Origin of the sequence: Arcobacter sp., from assembly GCF_050300555.1 — a bacterium.
GTDB lineage: Bacteria > Campylobacterota > Campylobacteria > Campylobacterales > Arcobacteraceae > Arcobacter.
The window spans coordinates 172,178-192,348 of record NZ_JBNKXY010000002.1 but is presented as its reverse complement, the minus strand read 5'-3'; the positions used below and the strand labels follow the sequence as shown (position 1 = coordinate 192,348).

Here is a 20,171-nt window from a genome sequence, read left to right as displayed (position 1 = left end):
TTGAATAAGACTCAATATTTAATTGAAGAACCTATTCCAAAACTTTTAAAAGAGTTAACAATACCTGCAAGTACTGGTATGTTTTTTAATACTATGTATAATGTAGTAGATACTTTTTATGCAGGGCTAATTTCTACACAAGCCATAGCCGCATTATCTTTATCATTTATGATATTTTTTTTAATTACAGGGTTTGGATATGGTTTTTCATCAGCAATCACAGCATTAACTGGTAACTCTTTTGGAAGAAAGAAAAATCATTTAGCATCTATTTATGCCCATAAAGGAATTAGTTTTCTAATTATTTTAGGTCTAATTTTCTCTATATTTGGATATTTAATATCACCCCTACTTTTTAAACTTCTTGGTGCAACTGATGCTTATCTTGATATATGTTTAGATTATATAAATGTTATTCTTTATGGTACGATATTTTTTATGGCAAACTTTTCATTAAATGCAATACTTGTATCAAAAGGAGATACTAAAACATATAGAAACTCTTTGATTTTTGGTTTTTTTGCAAATCTTGTATTAAACCCTTTATTTATATACGGTTTTTGGTTTATTCCAAGTATGGGAATTAGTGGTATTGCTTTTGCAACAGTTTTAATCCAGATAATAAATATGTTTTATATGCTTTATAAAGTCCTACAAACTAAAATAATACACTTTGATAGGTTGGAATACTATTTGCCGAATTTAAGAGTTTTTAATGCCTTTATAAAGCAAGGTACACCTGCTAGTTTAAATATGCTAACTATGGCATTTGGCTCTATCATTCTTACATACTTTGTAGCCCACTATGGATATAAAGCCGTTGCTGGATATGGAATAGGTTTTAGGGTTGAACAACTTATGTTATTACCTGCCCTTGGTCTTAGTACAGCTGTTTTATCATTAGTATCAAATAACTATGGAGCAAAACAGTTTAATAGGGTAAAAGAGATTGTAATATTAGCTTTTAAATATGGGTTTACGATATCTACTTTTGGAATTGTTTTTTTATATATCTTTGGGAAACTAATTGTTGCACAATTTGATGATGATTTAAGTGTTATTCAATATGGTTTTGATTATTTACTTGTAGAAGTTTGGATATTTTACGCTTATGTTGTTTTATTTGTTTGTGTATCAACTCTTCAGGCAATTAAACAACCCAAAATGATATTTTATATAGGAATATATAGACAAATTATCGCTAAAACTATTGTTTCATTTATAATTGTAAAATATTTTGAACTTGATTATATCTACTTATTTGTTGGAATGTTTTTTATGATTTATAGTGCCGCAATATTTGCTTACTTTTATACGATGTATAAATTAAAAGTTTTATGCAACATCTAATTTTTACAAAGTATTTCATCTATTGCATTATCAAGATTTTCTTGAAGCACTAAATTTGTATTATTAAAAACAATTTCAGCTTTTATAAACTTCTTTTGTATTCGATTACTTAATCCACAAATAACAAGTTTTTTATCATTGTTTTTAAAGTTCTCAATAATTGATTTAAAAGCTACTAAAGCTGTCATATCAATCATTGTTACATTTTCCATATTTATAATTATTACTTTTATATCTTCTTTTGTAGAAACCAAAGTTTTAAGAGCTTTTTGTGCTGCACCAAAAAACATAGGTCCATTGATATCATAAATTGCCATACAATCAGGAATATCTGGATGTAACTTTTCATGTTCATTATTTACAAGTTCAATAGAATATAAATCAATTGTTCTTTTTATAAATAAAATTGAAGCTAAAGCCATACCAACCCCAACTGCAATTTGCATATCTAATAAAACAGTTAAAATAAAACATACAAGTAAAACATATACATCATTTCTAGGTGCAACTTTAATAATATTTTTGAAATGCCCTATTTCTGACATATTCCAAGCAACAATAAGTAATAAAGCAGAAAGAGATGCCATAGGTAAATATGACAAATATGGTGCAAAAAACAAAATTGCTAATAAAATAAAAACAGAGTGTATCACTGAAGCAATTTTAGAAGTCGCACCTGATTTTATATTTACAACGGTTCTAGCAATTGCAGCAGTTGCAGGAATTCCACCAAAAAATGGAACTACCAAATTTGCAATTCCTTGACCTATTAACTCTTTATTTGGATTTGTTCTATTTCCTGTCATACCATCAGAGATTACAGCACATAGTAAAGATTCTAAAGCACCAAGTATTGCAATAGCTACGCTATGAGGAAGAAGCTTATAAAAAAGATCAAGATTTATATCTGCTAAAGAATAATCACTCCAAGGTAGTGTTAATTGTAAAGGAATAGGAGGGATTCCATTTCCTTTAATCCCATTTATATCATATGCAAATGAAGAAAAAATTGTAGCTATAGGATTAGAAGGATTATTAGTATTAAAAATATAAACACCAACTGTCACAATACTTAAGGCAATAAGAGCTGCAGGTATTTTACTTTTTGTTTTTGGCCATAAAATTAATATAGCTAATGTTAATAGCCCAACAATTAATTCATCTACTTTAAATGTATGAAAAGAGCTAATTAAAATATAAACTTTTTGATGGAAGTGACCTGTAAAATGTTCAATTTCCAAACCAAAAAAATCTTTTATTTGAAATATGGCAATAACAACAGCAATACCTGTTGTAAAACCTACTGTTACTGGATAAGGAATAAGTTCTATTAAATTACCTAGTCTAAAAACACCCATCATTAAAAGAATGATTCCTGACATAAGCCCACACATAAGTAATCCAGTAAGTCCAAATTCTTGTACAATGGGAATCAAAATTACAACAAAAGCAGCAGTAGGACCTGAAATATTTATTTTACTACTACCAAAAAGTGCAGCAAAAATCCCTGCAATTATTGCAGTATATAATCCATTTTGAGGAGGAACACCAACTGCAATTGCCAAAGCCATAGATAAAGGAAGGGCAACTATTCCTACAGTAAGTCCAGCAAACAAATTTTTATTTATCATTGTTAACTCTTAAAATTATGATTTAGAATTATACAAGAACTAATAATGACTTATGTAGATTTTATAAAAAAAGTCTAATAAAAAGATTTATTAATTAAAATTTTTACATTTTTACACATTATTTAAAAAAAGAGAAATGTATGTTTAGTATAGTTACTATATATAAGAAAGAAATTGAAGAAGAAAGTTTTCAAAGCGTAGTTTTTATACTACGCTTAGGAAAAGATCACTACAAATACATGATACTGTATTTTTAGTTACCTGATTTTTTCATCATATCACCTTGTTGACCATGTGATTTAGAATCTTTCATTGAAGCTCCACATTTCCCTGTTCCACATGAACCTTCTTTTTTCATCCCTTTTTTCATGTCACCACCGCATTTTCCAGCTCCACAAGAACCCTCTTTTTTCATCTCTTTTTTAGAGTCTCCACATTTCCCTGTTCCACATGAACCATTTTTCCCATCAGCAAAAGCAACACCAGCTGTAAATAGTAAAGCAGCTACTAATAACATAATTTTTTTCATTCTTAAATCCTTTTTTGTTTTAATTTAACTTTTGAAAGTTTATAAAATCTTTGTGTACTTTATGTGTAGTTGCTATTTTTAGTGTGACAACTCTTGTTCTAATATTTTATCTCTTCTTTTTAATGCCAAAATAAAAAATATTGAAGGAATAATAATAAGTGTTAAAAAGGCTGAACTTACCATCCCTCCAATCATAGGTGCTGCTATTCTTTGCATAACTTCGCTTCCAACTCCATCAATATACATAATAGGTATCAATCCTCCCAATATAGCAAAAAGTGTCATAAGCTTTGGACGAAGTCTTAAAACTGCTCCTTTATAAATGGCATGAAAGATATGTTTATCATCATCTAGAGATATACATTTATCTTTTAACTCAACCATTGCTTCATGTAAATATACAAGCATCACAATAGAAGTTTCAGCTGCTACTCCAAGCAGAGCTAAAAATCCAACAATAACAGCAATAGAGATGTTAAAGTTTAGATAATCCAAATAAAATATTCCACCTGTTATAGCAAAAGGGAGGGTGAAAAATATAATTACCGTATATGTAAGATTTTTAAGAGCAAAAAATATAAGTAAAAATATAATAACAAATGTCAACGGTATAATATATGCTAACTTTTTCATTGCCGATTCTAAATACTCACTTTGTCCTGCCCACTCATAATAAAATCCACTTGGAAGTTTTATCTCTTTTAATAATTCTTGTGCTTTATCTTTATACTCTTTTACTGAAACATCAGCTTTTGGAGTTATATATATGAAGTTTACATTTAAAGCCTTTTCTGATTTTATAACAGAAGGTCCCTCTTCATATGTTAAAGTAGCGAACTCTTTTAAAGGTTGAAAGCCAAGTTTAGTTTTAACTTGAAGATTCTCTAAAGAAGTTATATCTTCCCTTTGCGTTGTTTCATATCTTAAACTTATAGGATATCTTTCCAAAGCATCAAGATAAGTAGATATCTTAGCCCCTGCAACTCCTAAAGATACAGTTGAGAGAATATCATTTTTTGTAATTCCATATCTTGATAACATCTCTTCATCTAAATTAATATTTAAATAATATCCAGAATTTATTTTATCTGATGACACAGATAAAGTTTTATCAAATTTTTTAAGCTTTTGCTCTATTTTTAATGCTATCTCTTCTAGCTTTTGGTGGTCATTTCCATATAATTTTATACCTAATGGAGTTCTAATACCAGTTAGAAGCATATCAATTCTTCCACGAATTGGATAAGTCCATGAATTAATAAGCCCAGTAACTCTAAGTTTTTCATCCATCTCTTGCATTAACTTTTTGTAAGTCATCCCCTCTCGCCATTGGTCTTGAGGTTTGAATTGAACAATAGTTTCAATCATAGCTAAAGGTGCTGGATCTGTTGCTGTATCTGCACGCCCTGCTTTTCCAAATACAGTTTCTACTTCTGGAAATGATTTTAAAATCTTATCTGTTTTTTGAGTAAGCTCTTTTGCTAAATCAACTCCAATACCATAAGGAGTTACAGGCATATACATAAAAGTTTGTTCATTCATCATAGGCATAAATTCCCAGTTTTGTTTTTTATAAACAGGATATGCCAAAATAAGAGTTCCTATAAATATAATTACAATCAAATATCTAAATCTAAGTGATAATTTTAACAAAGGAGAGTATAAAGCTATAAAAAATCTATTTATATAATTCTTTCTCTCATCTAAGATTTTTCCACGTATAAAAAATATCATCAAAATAGGTACCAGTGTAATAGATAAAATGGCACCTGAAATCATTGCAAATGATTTAGTAAAAGCCAATGGTGAAAAAAGTCTTCCCTCTTGTCCTGTTAAAGCAAATATTGGTAAAAAAGAAACTACAACCAAAATCAAAGCAAAGAAGATAGGACGTCCCACTTGTTTTGCTGATTTTATTATGATTTTTATTCTCTCTTCATTACTTATATCTTCTTTACCTTGTAAGTATTTATGGGCATTTTCGACCATTACAATACTTGCATCAACCATTGCCCCAATAGCAATAGCAATTCCACCTAAACTCATAATATTTGAGCCCATTCCAAAAAATTTCATACAAAGAAAAGTAAATAAAACAGTTATAGGTAAAGTTATGATTATAATCAAAGCACTTCTAAAGTGAAAAAGGAATAAAGCAGTAACCACCATAACAATTATTGATTCTTCCAATAAAGTATGTTTTAAAGTATCAATTGCTTTATCAATTAGTGAGCTTCTATCATACGTCTCTACAACTTCAACATCATCAACATGTAAAGTTTGTAGCCTCTGTTTTACTGCTTTTATAACTTTATATGGATTTTCTCCAAATCTAACAACTACAATTCCACCAACAGTTTCACCCTCACCATTTAAATCAGCCATACCACGTCTATTTGATGAAGTTATATTTACATTGGCTATATCTTTTATTTTTAAGGGTGTTGAACCAAATGTTTTAACAGTGATATTTTCTATATCAACTACACTTTGCAAATACCCCTTTGCTTGAATCATATGTTCATATCCATTTTCTAAGATAATTCGACCACCTTTTTCATCATTATTAGAAGTAAGTGCTTTTTTTACTTCATTGATACTAAGATTGTATTGAACTAATTTATCTTGATTTAGTGATATTTCATAATTTTTAATAAAACCACCAATAGAAGCTATTTCAGATACTCCATCTACTCCTAAAAGTGCAAATTTATAATAATCTTGTAAAGTTCTAAGTTCTTCTAGAGATTTTGTTTTTGATTTTAAAGCATATTCATAAGCCCAACCAACTCCTGTGGCATCAGGACCAATAGCTACATTAACACCCTCTGGAAAACTTCCTTGTAGTTGAGAAAGTTGTTCCAATATTCTATTTCTTGAGTCATAAAGGTCTGTTCCATCTTTAAAAATGATATATATAAGTGCATTTTGAAATGAACTCATGGCTCTTACAGTATCGATATTTGGCAAACTCATTAAGTTTGAAATCAAAGGATAAGAGACTTGTTCTTCTATCGTTTTTGGACTTTGTCCTGCCCATTTTACTTGCACAATTACCTGAGGTGGTGATAAATCAGGAAGAGCATCTAAAGAACTATTTTTTACAGCCCAAAAAGAAGCTATTGTTAAAATTATTACTGAAAACAGAACTAAAAATTTGTTCTGTACGCTTTTGTTTATTATATATTCAACCATTATTTCTTACCAATCTTTATCTTCTGTATCATACAAATTATTTGTAATTGCATCAGAATCCAATAAGAATAAAGCATTGTCAATTACCTCATCACCAGCACTTAAACCATCTTCAATCTCATATTTTGAAGAAGATATTCGTCTAGCTTCCACTAAAACTGGCTCAAACTCATCTTTAGAAATTGGTTTGAAAACATAATGTTTATCCCCTTTTGTTAAAACTGCAGTTTTTGGTAGGGTTAACACTTTTTTTGAACTACTTTTTATAAGAGCTTTCCCAAACATATTTGGAAAAAGTTTTTTATTTTTATTATCAATTACAAATCTCACATCAATTGTTTTACTTTGATTATTTGCAAAGGGGTATATATAATCAACCTTTGTTTTAAAATTAACATCGATACCATCTATTTTAATTTTTGCATCCATATTATTTGATAAAAATTCCAAATCACTTTGATAAACCTTTGATATAAACCAAATTTTATCTATATTAGCAAGTTGCATCACTAAAGCACCTGTTTTTACATATGAGCCATTATTTATCTTTTTATTTAATACTATTGCATTAAATGGTGCATAAAATGCTATATCTTTGTTTTTCAACTGGGATAAATTAAGATCTAAAGAATCAAGTTTTTCCAACGAGCTTTTATATAAAGCTTTATTTATAGATTTTGTTACCTCTATCTCTTTTTTTATACTCTCTATTTTATCAGAGTACAAAGAAAAAAGTTTATCCCCTTTTTTTACTTCCATCAAGTTTTTATTTGCCTGTAAAGAACTTACATAACCATCAAATCTAAGAACAATATCTTTTATGCTATCCTCTGCAAATAAAGTCTCTCCATAAAAACTCTTTGTTTCGTAAATAGTTTCGTCTTTAACTTTAACAATTTTTTTATTGAATAACTGATTCACCTCTAAAATTTGGGCATTTAGAACCCCCATAAAAAGTACTAATAAAAATAGTTTTTGTATATTTCTCATCTAATTTTTCCTTGGGTGAAGTAATAACTTTGAGCATATGTATCAAAATAACTTTTCATCTCATCATATGCAGCAATTTTATTTTTGATTATTTTATTTAGGTTTTTTAATATCTCATTTGGTTGTGTTATTCCCAAACTATTGTATTTTTCTATTGTATTTTGATTATTCTCTTGTAAAGGAATTATTGTATTTAGAAAAAGTTGATACTTTTTGTATGCGCTATTTAAGTCATTTTGCAAGGCTTCAATTTTTAACTCAAAACTTTTTTTACTATCTTCAAATTTATCTTTAAATTCGCTTGCTTTTATCTTTGCTTGCATTATTTTTATATTTTCTTTGCCATATAACGCAAGAGGAATACTTACAGATACATTCGCATAATCTTTATATTTGTCATCTCTTTGAAAATATGCCACATTTACTTTTACATCTGAAAACTTTTTTGCATCTTCTAAAAGAGCTTGTTTATTAAATTTCTCACTATTTTGTTCTAATATTTTTATTTTTGGATGATTTGATATCTCTTTTACTAAGACTAACTCTTTTACATCTAAAGGTATATCTATACTAGATACCTTTTCATAAGTTATCTCTTCAAGTTTTAAATAGTTATTATTGATGATATTTTTTAATTCTTCTTTTTGAACTTCTACTTTTAAATAGTCTGTTTTTAGGTCTATTATCATATTTTGATTTGATTTATTATTTTCATATAGTGAAGTTGTTAACTCCTCTAAAGCTTTTATATTTTTTTGATACTCACTTAGTAGTAAATACTTTTTCTCTAATATTTTTATACTATAAACATATTGGATAAGTTTTGATTTTAATTTTAATTTTGCATCTTCATAATTTAGTTGTGCAATACTTTTATCTTTTATTGCTATCTCTTCTTGTAGAGTAAATTTATCATTTATTGGTATATTCTGAGAAAATCCAAGATATTGTGCTTGCATTGGCTCCAAATCTCTTCTTGACGTGTCAAACTGTAAGTCATTGGCACCAATGGTCAAAATAGGATTATCCCACTTATTTGATAGCTTAATTTGTTCGTTTGCTATTTGTATAGATTTTTCAATAGCTTGTAAATCTCTATTATTATTTATGGCACTATTTACTATTTGTTCTAGGTTGCTTGCAAATGAGCTTGATATTATCAAACACAGTAGAATAAAACTATTTTTTATCATTAGAGGTTTACACTCCCTCTTACTTTATGTACTTTTCCATCTTCTGTTTTAAACTTTAATTGATACTGCCATGTTCCACCCATAGAAAAATTTATATTTGTTTTAAATTTTCCATCAACAAGTTTTGCCTTTTGTTCATCTTCCATATATGGCATACCAGGCATTTCTGGCATATAAAATTTTATTTTAACTTTTACATCTGTTAAAACTGAGCCATCTTTACTTAACTCTACTATAAACTCATTATTTCCTACAACCAGTGATTTTTCTGTACTTAATTTTATGTCATATCCATCTTTACTTCCTTCTTGAAGTACTGGCTCGGCATGTAATAAATTAGTTGCTATTAATAAAACAGCAAATAGTTTAAATAAACTCTTCATTTTGAACTCCTAAATTTTATTTTTAAAATCTTAGCTTCTTAATGTGTAACATGTGTGGAGATAAATATTCACGCCTATAATTGTAAAAAAAATGTCAAGATATTTTTTTAAATAATTTACAAACTTCCTATATTATTCCAAAAAAAAGGAGAAATAATGAATTTAAGCATTGATTTAAAAGTTATAAAAATAGGACTTTTAATAACACTTATGTCCCTAGTTTTTGGGATTGGTATGGGAATAGTTTTTGGTGCAAATGAGGATATGGTAAAGAATTATATTTCTAAAAATATTGCTGAAAATCCTACTGTTCATGATGAAAAAAGTAAAGCAAAGATTTGGAGATATGCACAAAGAGCACATTTTCATGCAAGTGGAATTGCTGCTTATTCTCTAGCTTTGTTATTGATTATTCTTTTATCTAAAATGAAAGATAGTATGAAAACTTTAAGTTCAATTTTTATTGGTTTAGGAACACTTTATCCTTTATCTTGGTTTTGTATGTTTTTATTAGCTCCAATTATAGGAAGAAGTGCTGCACATAATCACATATTAACTGAATCTATAGTTTATGTTAGTGTTGGAGCTTTTTGTTTAGGTCTATTTATGATATTTGCTAGTTTATGTTTTAATATGTTTAATCAAAAAAATTAAGTAGGAAAACCTACTTAATTTTTCTATTAAAATAAAACTCTAATTTCAGTACCTTCATTTAAAATAGAATCTATTTCTATTTTAATATTGTACTTTTTACAAATTTGACTTACAATATTTAAACCTAATCCAAAACCACCTTGCAACGATGTAGCCCGATAATATCTTTTAAAGATATCAGCCATTTCACTTTTTTTGATACCTATTCCTGTATCTTTTATGATTAGCTTATTATCTTTTAAAACAATAGTTATCTCCCCATTCATTTTGTTGTATTTTATGGCATTTGAAAGTAAATTATTAAATAATCTAATAAACTCATCTTTAACAATTTTATAACTAAACTCTTCTAAATCCAAAGTGATTTTTATTCTTTTTTTTGTAGCTAAAGGCTCAAAATATTTTAACTGTTCATCTATAATTTCCACTAGAGAAATCTCTTTTAAATCTTTTTGTTCTACGTCTTTTTGTAAAAAAACATAAGTCAAATCTTTGTATATTTCAGAAACTCTTTTTGCACTCAATCTTATACGTTCTATTTGCTTAGAGTTTAACTCTTCGCTTTCTGTTGACATAAGTATTGCACTTATTGGCGTATTTAATTCGTGGGTAGTATCTTTTATAAAGTTATTTAATTTATCTCTTTCTTCTTTTATAGGTTTAATAAATAGTTTTGCTAAATAAAATCCAACTATAGCTATAATCGAATAAATAAGAAAGAAAAGTAGTATGATATTTATTTCTAGTCTTTTTATTTGTTTAAAATAAAGATGCTCTTTTATTGCAATTGCTGATATTCCTAAATGTCCAAATGTAGATCTATCAACCAATATAAAATTCTCTTTTTCTTCGATAATATCTTTTGTTAAATCTATTTCTTCTTCAATATTTCCAAAAATCTTTTTCCCAGTTTCATCATAAAAAGCCAACTTATAGTTTTTTGATTCAAAGCTTCCTGTTACTGCTAACTTTGTCCCGCTCATATGTGCATATATAATCTTTGAAGAAATTATAGAAGCGATATTTTTCATTTTTGATTTTGTTAAATTAAAATACAATTTCTGTTGATTTTCAAAATACAAAAAAGCTATTAAAGACATCAATATAAACGATGAACCTAAATAAAGTGATAAAAACTTATAAAAAGTACTTTTTTCATTTGCTGTTAAATCTATAACCTACTCCTCTTATGTTTGTTATTAACTCTTCACCTAAAATTTTCCTAAGATTTTTTATATATGTTCTTATAGTAGAAGCATTTGGACTATCTTCATATGCCCATACATTTGATGAAAGTTCTTCTATACTTATTATTTTATCTTTATTTCGTGTAAGATAAATCAAAACTTCTATCTCTTTTTTTGAAATATGAATCTCTTCTTTATCTTTTTTTATTAACAAATTTTCTTTATCTAAAATCATATTATTTGGTAAATTTATTTGATTATTTGAAGATATATTAAAAAGTCTTTTAATATTATTTATTCGTAAATCAAGTTCCTTTAACTCAAAAGGTTTTTTTATATAATCATCACAGCCACTTTGAAAACCTTTTTCAACATCATCAGCTAAACTAAGTGAGGTCAAAAAAATAGCAGGAGTTTTGATACTATTTTCTCGTAAGTTCAATAAAAGCTCAAAACCTTTTATATCGGGAACATTTACATCTAAAAGAAGTAAATCAAACTTTTGAGAATACAACAATTCTTCGGCATCATTACCACAAAAAACACTAATAACCTCATGTCCCATTTCTAATAAGTGTTCTTCAATAATTTCATTAAGAATTAAATCATCTTCCATCAAAAGTATCTTCATATTACTCCTTGTGAAATAATTGTAACATAGAAAAATAATAAGGAAAATAAACTGCTATCACAGTTTTAATTATGTATATAAATTTAACAGAGGGTATTATCATCCCTCTTTGTTAAATTTTTTCTCGCAGGCAGTTTTAATTCTATCACAAGTAACTTTTACACCAAGTACAGCCATAATATCATAAACTGATGGAGCTTGGGTTGTTCCAGTTAAAGCTAATCTTATTGGTTGAAATAGTTGTGGGAATTTCAACTCAAACTCTTCAATAAAGGGTTTTGTAATAGCTTCGTAATCAATACTTAAATGTAATTTATCAACATTTTCCTCAAGTAATTTTACATAATTTTCTAAAATCTTATAAATTGTTTCATCTTTAACAAATTTATTAACACCTTTTTCTTCATATTCAGTTGGTGTATCTAAAATAACATTGATTGCATCTTTTAACTCAACTAAAGTTTGAGCTCTCTCTTTTGTCAAATCTAAAAGCATCTCTTTTTTATCATGTCCATGAATAAAACAATCAAAAAATTCCAACTCTTTTGCTAATCTTTCATTTGATACATTTTTTATATAGTGAGAATTTAACCATAGTAATTTTTCTTGATTATATGCTGAAGCTGACTTATTAATATTTGTTGGGTCAAACAACTCTAACATCTCTTCCATTGAAAAAATTTCTTGATCTTTATTTGACCAACCAAGTCTTACTAAAAAGTTTAATAAAGCTTCTGGTAAAAAACCTTCTCTTTTATATTGCATCACGTCCATTGCACCATCTCTTTTTGATAGCTTTTTACCTGAAGGGTTATTGATCATAGGAATATGATAAAATTTTGGTGGAGTCCAACCAAATGCCTCATAAATAACAATTTGCTTAGGTGTATTACTTAAATGGTCATCACCTCTTATTACATCTGTCATTCCCATTAAGGCATCATCAATTGCAACTACAAAATTATATGTAGGAACCCCATTACTTCTAGCAATAACAAAATCATCAACTTCACTACAATTAAAGTTCATAATTGATCTTACACCATCAATAAATGTAATAACTCCCTCTTTAGGTGCTTTAATTCTAACAACTGGTTCTATACCTTCAGGAATAGGAGGTAATACTTTACCCTCTTCTGGTCTCCAAGTACCATCATATCTAGGAGTTTGTTTATTTGCCATTTGAGTTTCTCTTAAAACATCTAGCTCTTCTTTACTCATATAACACTTATAAGCTTTACCTTCTTCAAGTAGTTGGTCTATATATTTTTTATAAACATCCATTCTTTTTGATTGATATTCTACTGTTCCATCATAATCTAAACCAACCCATTCAAAAGCTTCCATAATAGCACCTAGTGCATCAATATTATTTCTTTCAAGATCAGTATCTTCAATTCTCAATCTAAATACACCTTTATTTCTTCTTGCCCATAAATAACTATATAAAGATGTTCTTAATCCACCAATATGTAAATAACCTGTTGGACTTGGTGCAAATCTTGTTACTACCATTAATCTTCCTTATTCTTATAACTTTTAAAAAAACCTATTGCGGATACTATAATAACTCCCACAAGAAATATTATCATTGCTAAATCAAGCGGTTCCATTTGCATCCTTTTCTTTAAGTTGTCCACATGCAGCAGAGATATCTAGACCCTTTGATTCCCTTATTGTGCAAAGTAAACCTTTACTTATCAAGTAATTTTGGAATTCTATCATCTTTTTGCTTTCTGGTCTTTGATATGTAGTACCTGGATATGGATTAAAATATATTAAATTTACTTTTGCTTTTATTCCATCAAGTAATGACAGAAGTTTTTTAGCACTTGCTATATCATCATTTTTATCTTTTATAACAAGATATTCAAACATAACCTTTTTTCTTGCATCTACTGGAAACTTTTTTACTGCATCAATTATTGACTTTATATTGTAAGCTTTATTCATAGGAATTAACTCACTTCTTAATTCATCATCAACAGCATGTAAAGAAATAGCAAGTTGAATTCCTAAATCTTCATTTCCTAGTTTCTCTATTTTAGAAGAGATTCCAGATGTTGATACAGTTTGTCTTCTTCTATTTATAGATAAACCCTCTTCTTCTGAAAATACTTTTACAGAATGAACAAAATTATCATAATTATCTAAAGGCTCACCCATCCCCATAAAAACAATATTTAATGATTTGTTTTCATCAATATTATTATCTCTTTTCATATGCACAATTTGAGCAACAATTTCACCAACACTTAGATTTCTAACAAATCCACCTTTTGCAGTTAAGCAAAAACTACACCCTACTTTACATCCTACTTGTGTTGATATACATACTGTATGTTTTTCACCTTTTTCAACGACACCATCATCACCAATTTGTTTCTCTCTCATTAATAAAAAAACAGTTTCCACAGTATGCCCATCGTGAAGTTTAAAAAGATATTTTATACTTCCATCACTACTTTTTTCTTTTTTTATGATTTGTAAAATATCAATTGCGTAGTTCTTTTTTAAATCTTCTTTTAAATCATTTGGTAAATTTTTCATCTCATCATAAGATGTGGCATATTTTTTATATATCCAATTATAAACCTGTTTTGCTCTAAATGATGGTTTTAGTTTCCCTTTTAACTCATCTAAAGTAAAGTCATATATTGATTGCAATTTTTTCCTTTTTATAATGTTTCACATGAAACATCATCTTACTTAATTATATTTTTTTCTAATAAATATTTTGTGATTTTTTCCATAGCCTCTTTGTGATTCTTTTTAAAATCTTCGTGAGCATTTTTGTTTGTATAATTTGTTACTATGAAGATTCCAGCAACTGGTATTTCAAACTCACGTGCCACTTTTACTACAGAAAAGAACTCCATATTTTCAATTCCTATCCCATAATCATTATATTTTTTTGCAATTTCAAAATTTGTTGTAATATAATTCGAACTATTTACAATAGTGTCATTTTTAGTCATTTTATTTTCAGATTCCAATACATTATCAATAGGAGTATATGAGTTATTTTCTAAAAAAGAGAGTTCCACATTTGAAGCTCGTTTTGATTCTATAATATCTAAAATATTATGATTACCATAACTTCCTGCTGTACCAATAAAAAGTATATAATCTGGTTTATTAAACAGACATCTTCTTGTAAGATTTATAGCAGTATCAACCAAGCCTATTCCCATAGGTTCGGCAAATTTAAAACTTTCTATATCACCAGCACAAATTATCATTTGCATTCCATTTTATAGTTTGTCATTATAGAAATTTTCTGTCTAGAAACTTCAGGTACTGGTACATTCTCTTTTTTGATTGAAGAGTCAATTCTAAGTGTTGTTGCGGCTTCTCTATATGTACGCATAATATTATTAATAAGATTTATTGATTTTACACTACACTCCTTTTTCAAATCATTTGAAAGATTTTTTGCATATGTTTCCACCCACTCTATTGACTCAAGTCTTAGTAAATCTAAAATTACATTATAACTATCATCTTTTACTCTCCAAGAAAGATTATTTAAAGATACTGATGTATCTCTATTTTCTTTTAAAGATGTAATTAAATTGATAAATTCACCCATATTAAGTGCATCTGTTGTCTCAATTTTATAATTTAAAGTGCCTAAATAACCATAAATTTTTGGACTTGTGTTTGTACGTTGATACTGTGGTCTTACATTAAATGTACCTAGTTGTTTTTCAACTTTTTTGTACTCTTTTATTTTTCTTTCAAAAAGTTCCAATCTTTCAATAACTTCTTTTTCTTTTTTATCTTCAATGCTAACTGATATATCAGCACCTAGTATATTTGGTATCAAATCTTTTGTAAACTCTTTACTAAACTCAATCTCATAAGCATTTAGTAAAAATGGTACCAACAAAAATATAAATTTTTTCATTTTAAATCCTTACAGGAATATTGTTATCTCTTAAATATCTTTTTAAGTCCATTATATCAATCTCTTTAAAGTGAAAAATTGATGCAGCCAATGCAGCACTAGCACCATGTTCAAAAGCTTCTTTTATATGTTCCATTGTTCCAGCTCCACCACTTGCAATAACTGGAATATCTACTATACTTGAAATTTGTTGTGTAATATTTAGTTCAAATCCACTTTTTGCACCATCTGTATCCATAGAAGTTAAAAGAATCTCTCCTGCACCCCTATTGTAAACCTCTTTTGCCCAAGCAAGTGCATCTAAACCAGTATCTTCCCTACCACCTTTTACAAAAACATGATAAGAGCCATCTGCAACTTTTTTTACATCAATGGCAACAACTATACATTGACTACCAAATCTTTTTGCACCTTCATCTATAAATCCTGGATTTACAACTGCACTTGAGTTTACAGAAACTTTATCACAACCTACATTTAAAAGTTTGTATATATCTTCTAAAGTTCTAATCCCACCACCTACTGTTAAGGGGATAAACACCTCTTTGGCAACATCTTTTACAATATCTACTATAGTATCTCTATTTTCATGACTTGCTGTTATATCTAAAAAAGTAATCTCATCTGCACCTTCATTGTTGTACCGTTTTGCAACTTCTACAGGATCACCTGCATCCTTTAGTCCAACAAAATTAACGCCCTTTACAACTCTTCCATCTTTTACATCTAAACATGGAATTATTCTCTTTGCAAAATTGCTCACTTTTTATCCTTATTTGTTTTTAACTTTTTATATTATCTAAATGTAAGTTAAGTTCATATATAATCCAAACTCTTATGGAAAAAGTAAAAGCAAAAAAGAAATACGGTCAAAACTTTTTAAAAGATGACACAGTCTTATCAAGAATCATCCAATCGATGCCCAAGAACAATAATCATATTGTGGAAATTGGGCCTGGATTAGGTGATTTGACGAAAAATTTAGTCAAATGCAAAGATGTAACTGCCTATGAAGTTGATACAGATTTATTTGCTATATTAAAAACTAAGTTTGCTATCCCAATAGATAATGGTTCCCTAACACTGGTCCACACTGATGTTTTGGAAGCATGGGATAGACAAGGAAGCTTACATAATAGCACATACGATCTAATCGCTAATTTGCCGTATTATATTGCAACTAATATAATACTAAGAGCATTTGAAGATGAAACTTGTGAACACATAATTGTTATGGTTCAAAAAGAGGTAGCTGAAAAGTTTTCTGCCAATGAAGGGGACAAAGAGTTTTCTGCATTGGGTGTGATATCAAAACTATGCTCAAAAGAGTCTAGAATTTTATTTGATGTACCGCCAGAATCTTTTGAACCAGCTCCCAAAGTTATGTCTTCAATTCTTTATATAAAAAAAGATATGACAAAAAGAATGGATAAAAATTTTAACAATTTTTTGAAAGCCTGTTTTCAACAGCCTAGAAAAAAATTGTCTAAAAATATCTCTTCTTTAGTTTCTAAAGAGACTATTCTTTCTTTATTTAAAGAGCTTGAAATAAGTGATAACATCCGACCTCATGAGCTTAGTTCATCTTTGTATAGCCAAATATATACAAAGGCAATATTGAATGGAAGAGAACAAAACATTACAGAATAATACACAAGTTGTAGAAAACTCTGCTCCTGTAGCTACAACTACTACACAACCAACAGCTGAAGGTACTAAGAAGCCAAAAAATAAAAGACCAATGAACAAGAGAAAAAAAATCGTTGTTCCTAAAATGGAAGACCAATCAGGTGAGGGTTGGATTACTGATTTAAGAAAAGCTCATATTATCAATGAAAGAATTCATAAAGATAGATTAAATCCACACAATAAATTAAATCTTAGTTCTACACAAAAAATCAGAATCACTCCATTAGGTGGTTTAGGTGAAATTGGTGGAAATATGATGGTAATTGAAACTGAAAAAAGTGCAATTATTATTGATGTTGGTATGAGTTTCCCTGATGAAGATATGCACGGAGTTGATATTTTAATTCCTGATTTAACTTATATCAGAGAGATTAAAGACAAAATTGATGCAATTATTATTACCCATGGACATGAAGACCATATTGGTGCTATGCCATATCTATTTAAAGAAATGCAATTCCCAATTTATGGAACATCTTTGCCATTGGAAATGATTGGTTCTAAGTTTGATGAACATAAAATGAGACAACATAGAAGTTATTTTAAGGCAGTTCAAAAAAGAACTCCTATTAAAATAGGTGATTTTGAAATTGAATGGATGCACATAACTCACTCAATTATTGATGCTTCATCTTTAGCAATTAAAACAGATGCTGGTATTATCATTCACACTGGAGATTTTAAAATTGACCATACTCCAATTGATGGTTTCCCAACTGATTTACATAGATTTGCCCATTATGGAGAGCAGGGTGTTTTACTTCTTATGTCAGATTCAACAAACTCACATACTGCAGGGTTTACAAAATCAGAATCAACAGTAGGACCTACATTTGATAATCTATTCTCTAAAGCAAAAGGTAGAGTTATCATGTCAACTTTCTCTTCTAATATTCACAGAGTTGCACAAGCAATTGAATATGGATTAAAATATGGAAGAAAAGTTTGTGTTATTGGTCGGTCTATGGAGAAAAACTTAGAACTTGCAATGAGTTTAGGATATATTAAATTCCCAAGAGACCAATTTATTGATCCACATGAAGTTCAAAAATATGATGATAACCAAATTCTTATTGTGACAACTGGAAGTCAAGGTGAATCTATGAGTGCACTTTATAGAATGTCAATTCATGAACACAGACATATCAAAATTAAGCCAGGTGATCAAATTATACTTTCTGCAAAAGCAATTCCTGGAAATGAAGCTAGTGTTTCTCAAATTATTAACCACCTACTTAAAGCTGGTGCTGAAGTTGCTTATCAAAACTTCTCAGAAATCCACGTATCTGGACATGCTGCGCAAGAAGAACAAAAACTTATGCTAAGACTTGTTAAGCCTAAATTCTTTATGCCTATTCATGGTGAGTATAATCATGCTGTAAAACATCAACAAACAGGTATTTCATGTGGTGTTTTAGAAAGAAATACTTATATTATGAGTGATGGGGAACAAATTGAAGTTACTCCTAAATATCTTAAAAAAGTAAAAACTGTTAAATCTGGAAAAACTTATATTGATAACCAATTAAATCATAAAATCTCTGATGATATTGTTTTAGATAGACAAACAATGGCAAAAGAGGGTGTTGTAATGATTGTCGCTCAAATAAATGAAAATGATAGAAAACTTTCTGAAAGAACAAGAGTTACATCTTTTGGATTAGTTCCTGACAAACAAGATAAATTTTTCTCTAAAGAGATTGAAGATTTATTAGAAACTTTCCTTACAAATGCAAAAGAGGGTATCTTTAAAAACAATAAATTCTTAGAAGATGAAATTAGAAAAGTTGTAAGAAAACATTGTGTTAGAAAATATAAAAAATACCCTATGATTGTTCCTACTATTTTTGTTCAATAAGGATAAACAATGAACTATAATGAGATTGCGAAAGAGGTTTTATTAACTGAAGCTAAAGAGTTAGAAAGAGCCTCTAACGCTAACTCTTTTGATATGAATGGTGCAGTTGAACTTATTTACAATACAAAAGGAAAATTAATAGTTACAGGTGTTGGTAAATCAGGACTTGTAGGTACAAAAATTGCTGCAACTTTAGCAAGTACTGGTACAAGTTCTTTTTTCCTTCATCCTACTGAAGCTATGCACGGTGATTTAGGTATGATTGGAAAAGATGATGCCGTTTTAGCCATATCTTATTCTGGTGAGAGTGAGGAGTTAATTCAAATACTTCCACACTTAAAAAGATTTGATATACCAATGATTGCCATGGCAAAAAATCCTAACTCTACATTAGCAAAATATGCTGATATATTTTTCGATATCAATGTTACAAAAGAGGCTTGTCCTTTAGATACTGCTCCTACATCATCTACAACTTTAACTATGGCAATGGGTGATGCACTTGCTGTTTGTTTAATGAAAAAAAGAGATTTCAAAAAAAGTGATTTTGCTTCTTTTCATCCTGGTGGAAGTTTAGGTAAAAAACTATTTATAAAAGTTTCTGACTTAATTAGAACGGAAAACTTACCTGTTGTTTCACGTGAAACTCTTTTAAAAGATGCTATTATTAAAATGAGTGAAGGTAGACTAGGAAATGTTATAATAACCGATAATGAAAAAGTTATTGGACTATTAAGTGATGGAGATTTAAGAAGAGCTCTAATGAATGACAATTTTTCATTGGACTGTAAAATAGAAGATATAGCAACTATGAATCCTAAATTATTAAATAATAAAGATTTGTTAGCTAGTGATGCCCTTAAAATTGTAGAAGATTATAAGATACAACTTTTAGTTGTTGTTGATGAAAGTAATAAACTTGTTGGTGTATTACATATTCATGATTTAATAGAAGCAGGAATTAAGTAGGT

The 20,171-nt window shown here is 28.6% G+C and carries 18 protein-coding genes; 5 read left to right on the top strand and 13 right to left on the bottom strand.

Going from position 1 to position 20,171, the window contains the following annotated elements:
- Complete coding sequence (locus tag ACQY5W_RS02630; protein ID WP_428023389.1) at positions 1–1,350, top strand: MATE family efflux transporter; 1,350 nt, start codon at positions 1–3, stop codon at positions 1,348–1,350.
- Here ACQY5W_RS02630 and dauA read toward each other — a convergent pair.
- The 6 genes from dauA to ACQY5W_RS02600 form a co-directional block, all read right to left on the bottom strand.
- Positions 1,347–2,981: a C4-dicarboxylic acid transporter DauA gene (gene dauA, locus ACQY5W_RS02625; RefSeq protein WP_428023388.1), complete on the bottom strand. Its 1,635-nt coding sequence runs from the start codon at positions 2,979–2,981 to the stop codon at positions 1,347–1,349. The genes ACQY5W_RS02630 and dauA overlap by 4 nt on opposite strands.
- Positions 2,982–3,234: 253 nt before the next feature.
- Positions 3,235–3,510 carry a copper-binding oxazolone/thioamide-containing RiPP gene (locus ACQY5W_RS02620; RefSeq protein WP_428023387.1) on the bottom strand — a complete coding sequence of 92 codons (276 nt, stop codon included), beginning with the start codon at positions 3,508–3,510 and terminating at the stop codon, positions 3,235–3,237.
- A 78-nt stretch (positions 3,511–3,588) separates the two neighbouring features.
- Entirely contained in the window at positions 3,589–6,705 is a 3,117-nt protein-coding gene (locus ACQY5W_RS02615) for an efflux RND transporter permease subunit (protein ID WP_428023386.1), read from the bottom strand.
- A 6-nt stretch (positions 6,706–6,711) separates the two neighbouring features.
- Positions 6,712–7,695 carry an efflux RND transporter periplasmic adaptor subunit gene (locus ACQY5W_RS02610; RefSeq protein ID WP_428023385.1) on the bottom strand — a complete coding sequence of 328 codons (984 nt, stop codon included), beginning with the start codon at positions 7,693–7,695 and terminating at the stop codon, positions 6,712–6,714.
- Positions 7,692–8,888 carry a TolC family protein gene (locus ACQY5W_RS02605; RefSeq protein ID WP_428023384.1) on the bottom strand — a complete coding sequence of 399 codons (1,197 nt, stop codon included), beginning with the start codon at positions 8,886–8,888 and terminating at the stop codon, positions 7,692–7,694. The genes ACQY5W_RS02610 and ACQY5W_RS02605 overlap by 4 nt, the downstream gene beginning before the upstream one ends.
- A complete protein-coding gene (locus ACQY5W_RS02600; RefSeq protein WP_428023383.1) occupies positions 8,888–9,271 on the bottom strand; it encodes a FixH family protein in 384 nt (127 codons plus the stop codon). The genes ACQY5W_RS02605 and ACQY5W_RS02600 overlap by 1 nt, the downstream gene beginning before the upstream one ends.
- Positions 9,272–9,427: 156 nt before the next feature.
- Between ACQY5W_RS02600 and ACQY5W_RS02595 the strand changes: the two genes are divergently transcribed.
- On the top strand, positions 9,428–9,925 hold the full coding sequence (locus ACQY5W_RS02595) for a hypothetical protein (RefSeq protein WP_428023382.1): 498 nt from the start codon (positions 9,428–9,430) through the stop codon (positions 9,923–9,925).
- Positions 9,926–9,951: 26 nt separating this feature from the next.
- Here the strand turns inward: ACQY5W_RS02595 and ACQY5W_RS02590 are convergent, their stop codons facing one another.
- From ACQY5W_RS02590 to hisF, 7 genes are all read right to left on the bottom strand, one after another.
- Positions 9,952–11,025 (bottom strand): sensor histidine kinase, encoded by a 1,074-nt coding sequence (locus ACQY5W_RS02590; protein ID WP_428023381.1) that lies wholly within the window; start codon positions 11,023–11,025, stop codon positions 9,952–9,954.
- Positions 11,026–11,080: 55 nt separating this feature from the next.
- Positions 11,081–11,743 (bottom strand): response regulator transcription factor, encoded by a 663-nt coding sequence (locus ACQY5W_RS02585; RefSeq protein WP_428023380.1) that lies wholly within the window; start codon positions 11,741–11,743, stop codon positions 11,081–11,083.
- 99 nt (positions 11,744–11,842) lie between these two features.
- Positions 11,843–13,258, bottom strand: coding sequence for a glutamate--tRNA ligase (gltX, locus tag ACQY5W_RS02580; RefSeq protein WP_428023379.1), 1,416 nt, complete (start codon positions 13,256–13,258; stop codon positions 11,843–11,845).
- An 84-nt stretch (positions 13,259–13,342) separates the two neighbouring features.
- Positions 13,343–14,410, bottom strand: a complete 1,068-nt coding sequence (gene rlmN / locus ACQY5W_RS02575; protein WP_428023378.1) for a 23S rRNA (adenine(2503)-C(2))-methyltransferase RlmN — start codon at positions 14,408–14,410, stop codon at positions 13,343–13,345.
- Positions 14,411–14,448: 38 nt separating this feature from the next.
- Positions 14,449–14,985: a purine-nucleoside phosphorylase gene (locus ACQY5W_RS02570; protein ID WP_428023377.1), complete on the bottom strand. Its 537-nt coding sequence runs from the start codon at positions 14,983–14,985 to the stop codon at positions 14,449–14,451.
- Positions 14,982–15,653: an SIMPL domain-containing protein gene (locus tag ACQY5W_RS02565; protein ID WP_428023376.1), complete on the bottom strand. Its 672-nt coding sequence runs from the start codon at positions 15,651–15,653 to the stop codon at positions 14,982–14,984. Before ACQY5W_RS02565 ends, ACQY5W_RS02570 begins: the two co-directional genes overlap by 4 nt.
- Before the next feature lies 1 nt (position 15,654).
- Complete coding sequence (hisF, locus tag ACQY5W_RS02560) at positions 15,655–16,416, bottom strand: imidazole glycerol phosphate synthase subunit HisF (protein WP_428023375.1); 762 nt, start codon at positions 16,414–16,416, stop codon at positions 15,655–15,657.
- Positions 16,417–16,490: 74 nt separating this feature from the next.
- Here hisF and rsmA point away from each other — a divergent pair, with 74 nt between their 5' ends.
- Genes rsmA through ACQY5W_RS02545 form a run of 3 tightly spaced genes read left to right on the top strand, consistent with a single transcriptional unit; the run spans position 16,491 to position 20,169 of the window.
- On the top strand, positions 16,491–17,303 hold the full coding sequence (gene rsmA / locus ACQY5W_RS02555; protein ID WP_428023374.1) for a 16S rRNA (adenine(1518)-N(6)/adenine(1519)-N(6))-dimethyltransferase RsmA: 813 nt from the start codon (positions 16,491–16,493) through the stop codon (positions 17,301–17,303).
- Entirely contained in the window at positions 17,275–19,200 is a 1,926-nt protein-coding gene (locus tag ACQY5W_RS02550) for a ribonuclease J (protein WP_428023373.1), read from the top strand. The genes rsmA and ACQY5W_RS02550 overlap by 29 nt, the downstream gene beginning before the upstream one ends.
- 9 nt (positions 19,201–19,209) lie before the next feature.
- A complete protein-coding gene (locus ACQY5W_RS02545) occupies positions 19,210–20,169 on the top strand; it encodes a KpsF/GutQ family sugar-phosphate isomerase (protein WP_428023372.1) in 960 nt (319 codons plus the stop codon).
- The last annotated feature ends 2 nt before the right edge of the window (positions 20,170–20,171 follow it).

What these genes read in the sequence shown, in the direction of transcription:
- ACQY5W_RS02585 (WP_428023380.1), bottom strand. Translation starts at nt 11,743, where the DNA reads ATGAAGATACTTTTGATGGAAGATGATTTAATTCTTAATGAAATTATT.
- ACQY5W_RS02595 (WP_428023382.1), top strand. Translation starts at nt 9,428, where the DNA reads ATGAATTTAAGCATTGATTTAAAAGTTATAAAAATAGGACTTTTAATA.
- ACQY5W_RS02600 (WP_428023383.1), bottom strand. Translation starts at nt 9,271, where the DNA reads ATGAAGAGTTTATTTAAACTATTTGCTGTTTTATTAATAGCAACTAAT.
- ACQY5W_RS02565 (WP_428023376.1), bottom strand. Translation starts at nt 15,653, where the DNA reads ATGAAAAAATTTATATTTTTGTTGGTACCATTTTTACTAAATGCTTAT.
- ACQY5W_RS02570 (WP_428023377.1), bottom strand. Translation starts at nt 14,985, where the DNA reads ATGATAATTTGTGCTGGTGATATAGAAAGTTTTAAATTTGCCGAACCT.
- dauA (WP_428023388.1), bottom strand. Translation starts at nt 2,981, where the DNA reads ATGATAAATAAAAATTTGTTTGCTGGACTTACTGTAGGAATAGTTGCC.
- rsmA (WP_428023374.1), top strand. Translation starts at nt 16,491, where the DNA reads ATGGAAAAAGTAAAAGCAAAAAAGAAATACGGTCAAAACTTTTTAAAA.
- ACQY5W_RS02550 (WP_428023373.1), top strand. Translation starts at nt 17,275, where the DNA reads ATGGAAGAGAACAAAACATTACAGAATAATACACAAGTTGTAGAAAAC.
- ACQY5W_RS02615 (WP_428023386.1), bottom strand. Translation starts at nt 6,705, where the DNA reads ATGGTTGAATATATAATAAACAAAAGCGTACAGAACAAATTTTTAGTT.
- ACQY5W_RS02620 (WP_428023387.1), bottom strand. Translation starts at nt 3,510, where the DNA reads ATGAAAAAAATTATGTTATTAGTAGCTGCTTTACTATTTACAGCTGGT.
- ACQY5W_RS02590 (WP_428023381.1), bottom strand. Translation starts at nt 11,025, where the DNA reads ATGTCTTTAATAGCTTTTTTGTATTTTGAAAATCAACAGAAATTGTAT.
- ACQY5W_RS02610 (WP_428023385.1), bottom strand. Translation starts at nt 7,695, where the DNA reads ATGAGAAATATACAAAAACTATTTTTATTAGTACTTTTTATGGGGGTT.
- ACQY5W_RS02605 (WP_428023384.1), bottom strand. Translation starts at nt 8,888, where the DNA reads ATGATAAAAAATAGTTTTATTCTACTGTGTTTGATAATATCAAGCTCA.
- gltX (WP_428023379.1), bottom strand. Translation starts at nt 13,258, where the DNA reads ATGGTAGTAACAAGATTTGCACCAAGTCCAACAGGTTATTTACATATT.
- ACQY5W_RS02545 (WP_428023372.1), top strand. Translation starts at nt 19,210, where the DNA reads ATGAACTATAATGAGATTGCGAAAGAGGTTTTATTAACTGAAGCTAAA.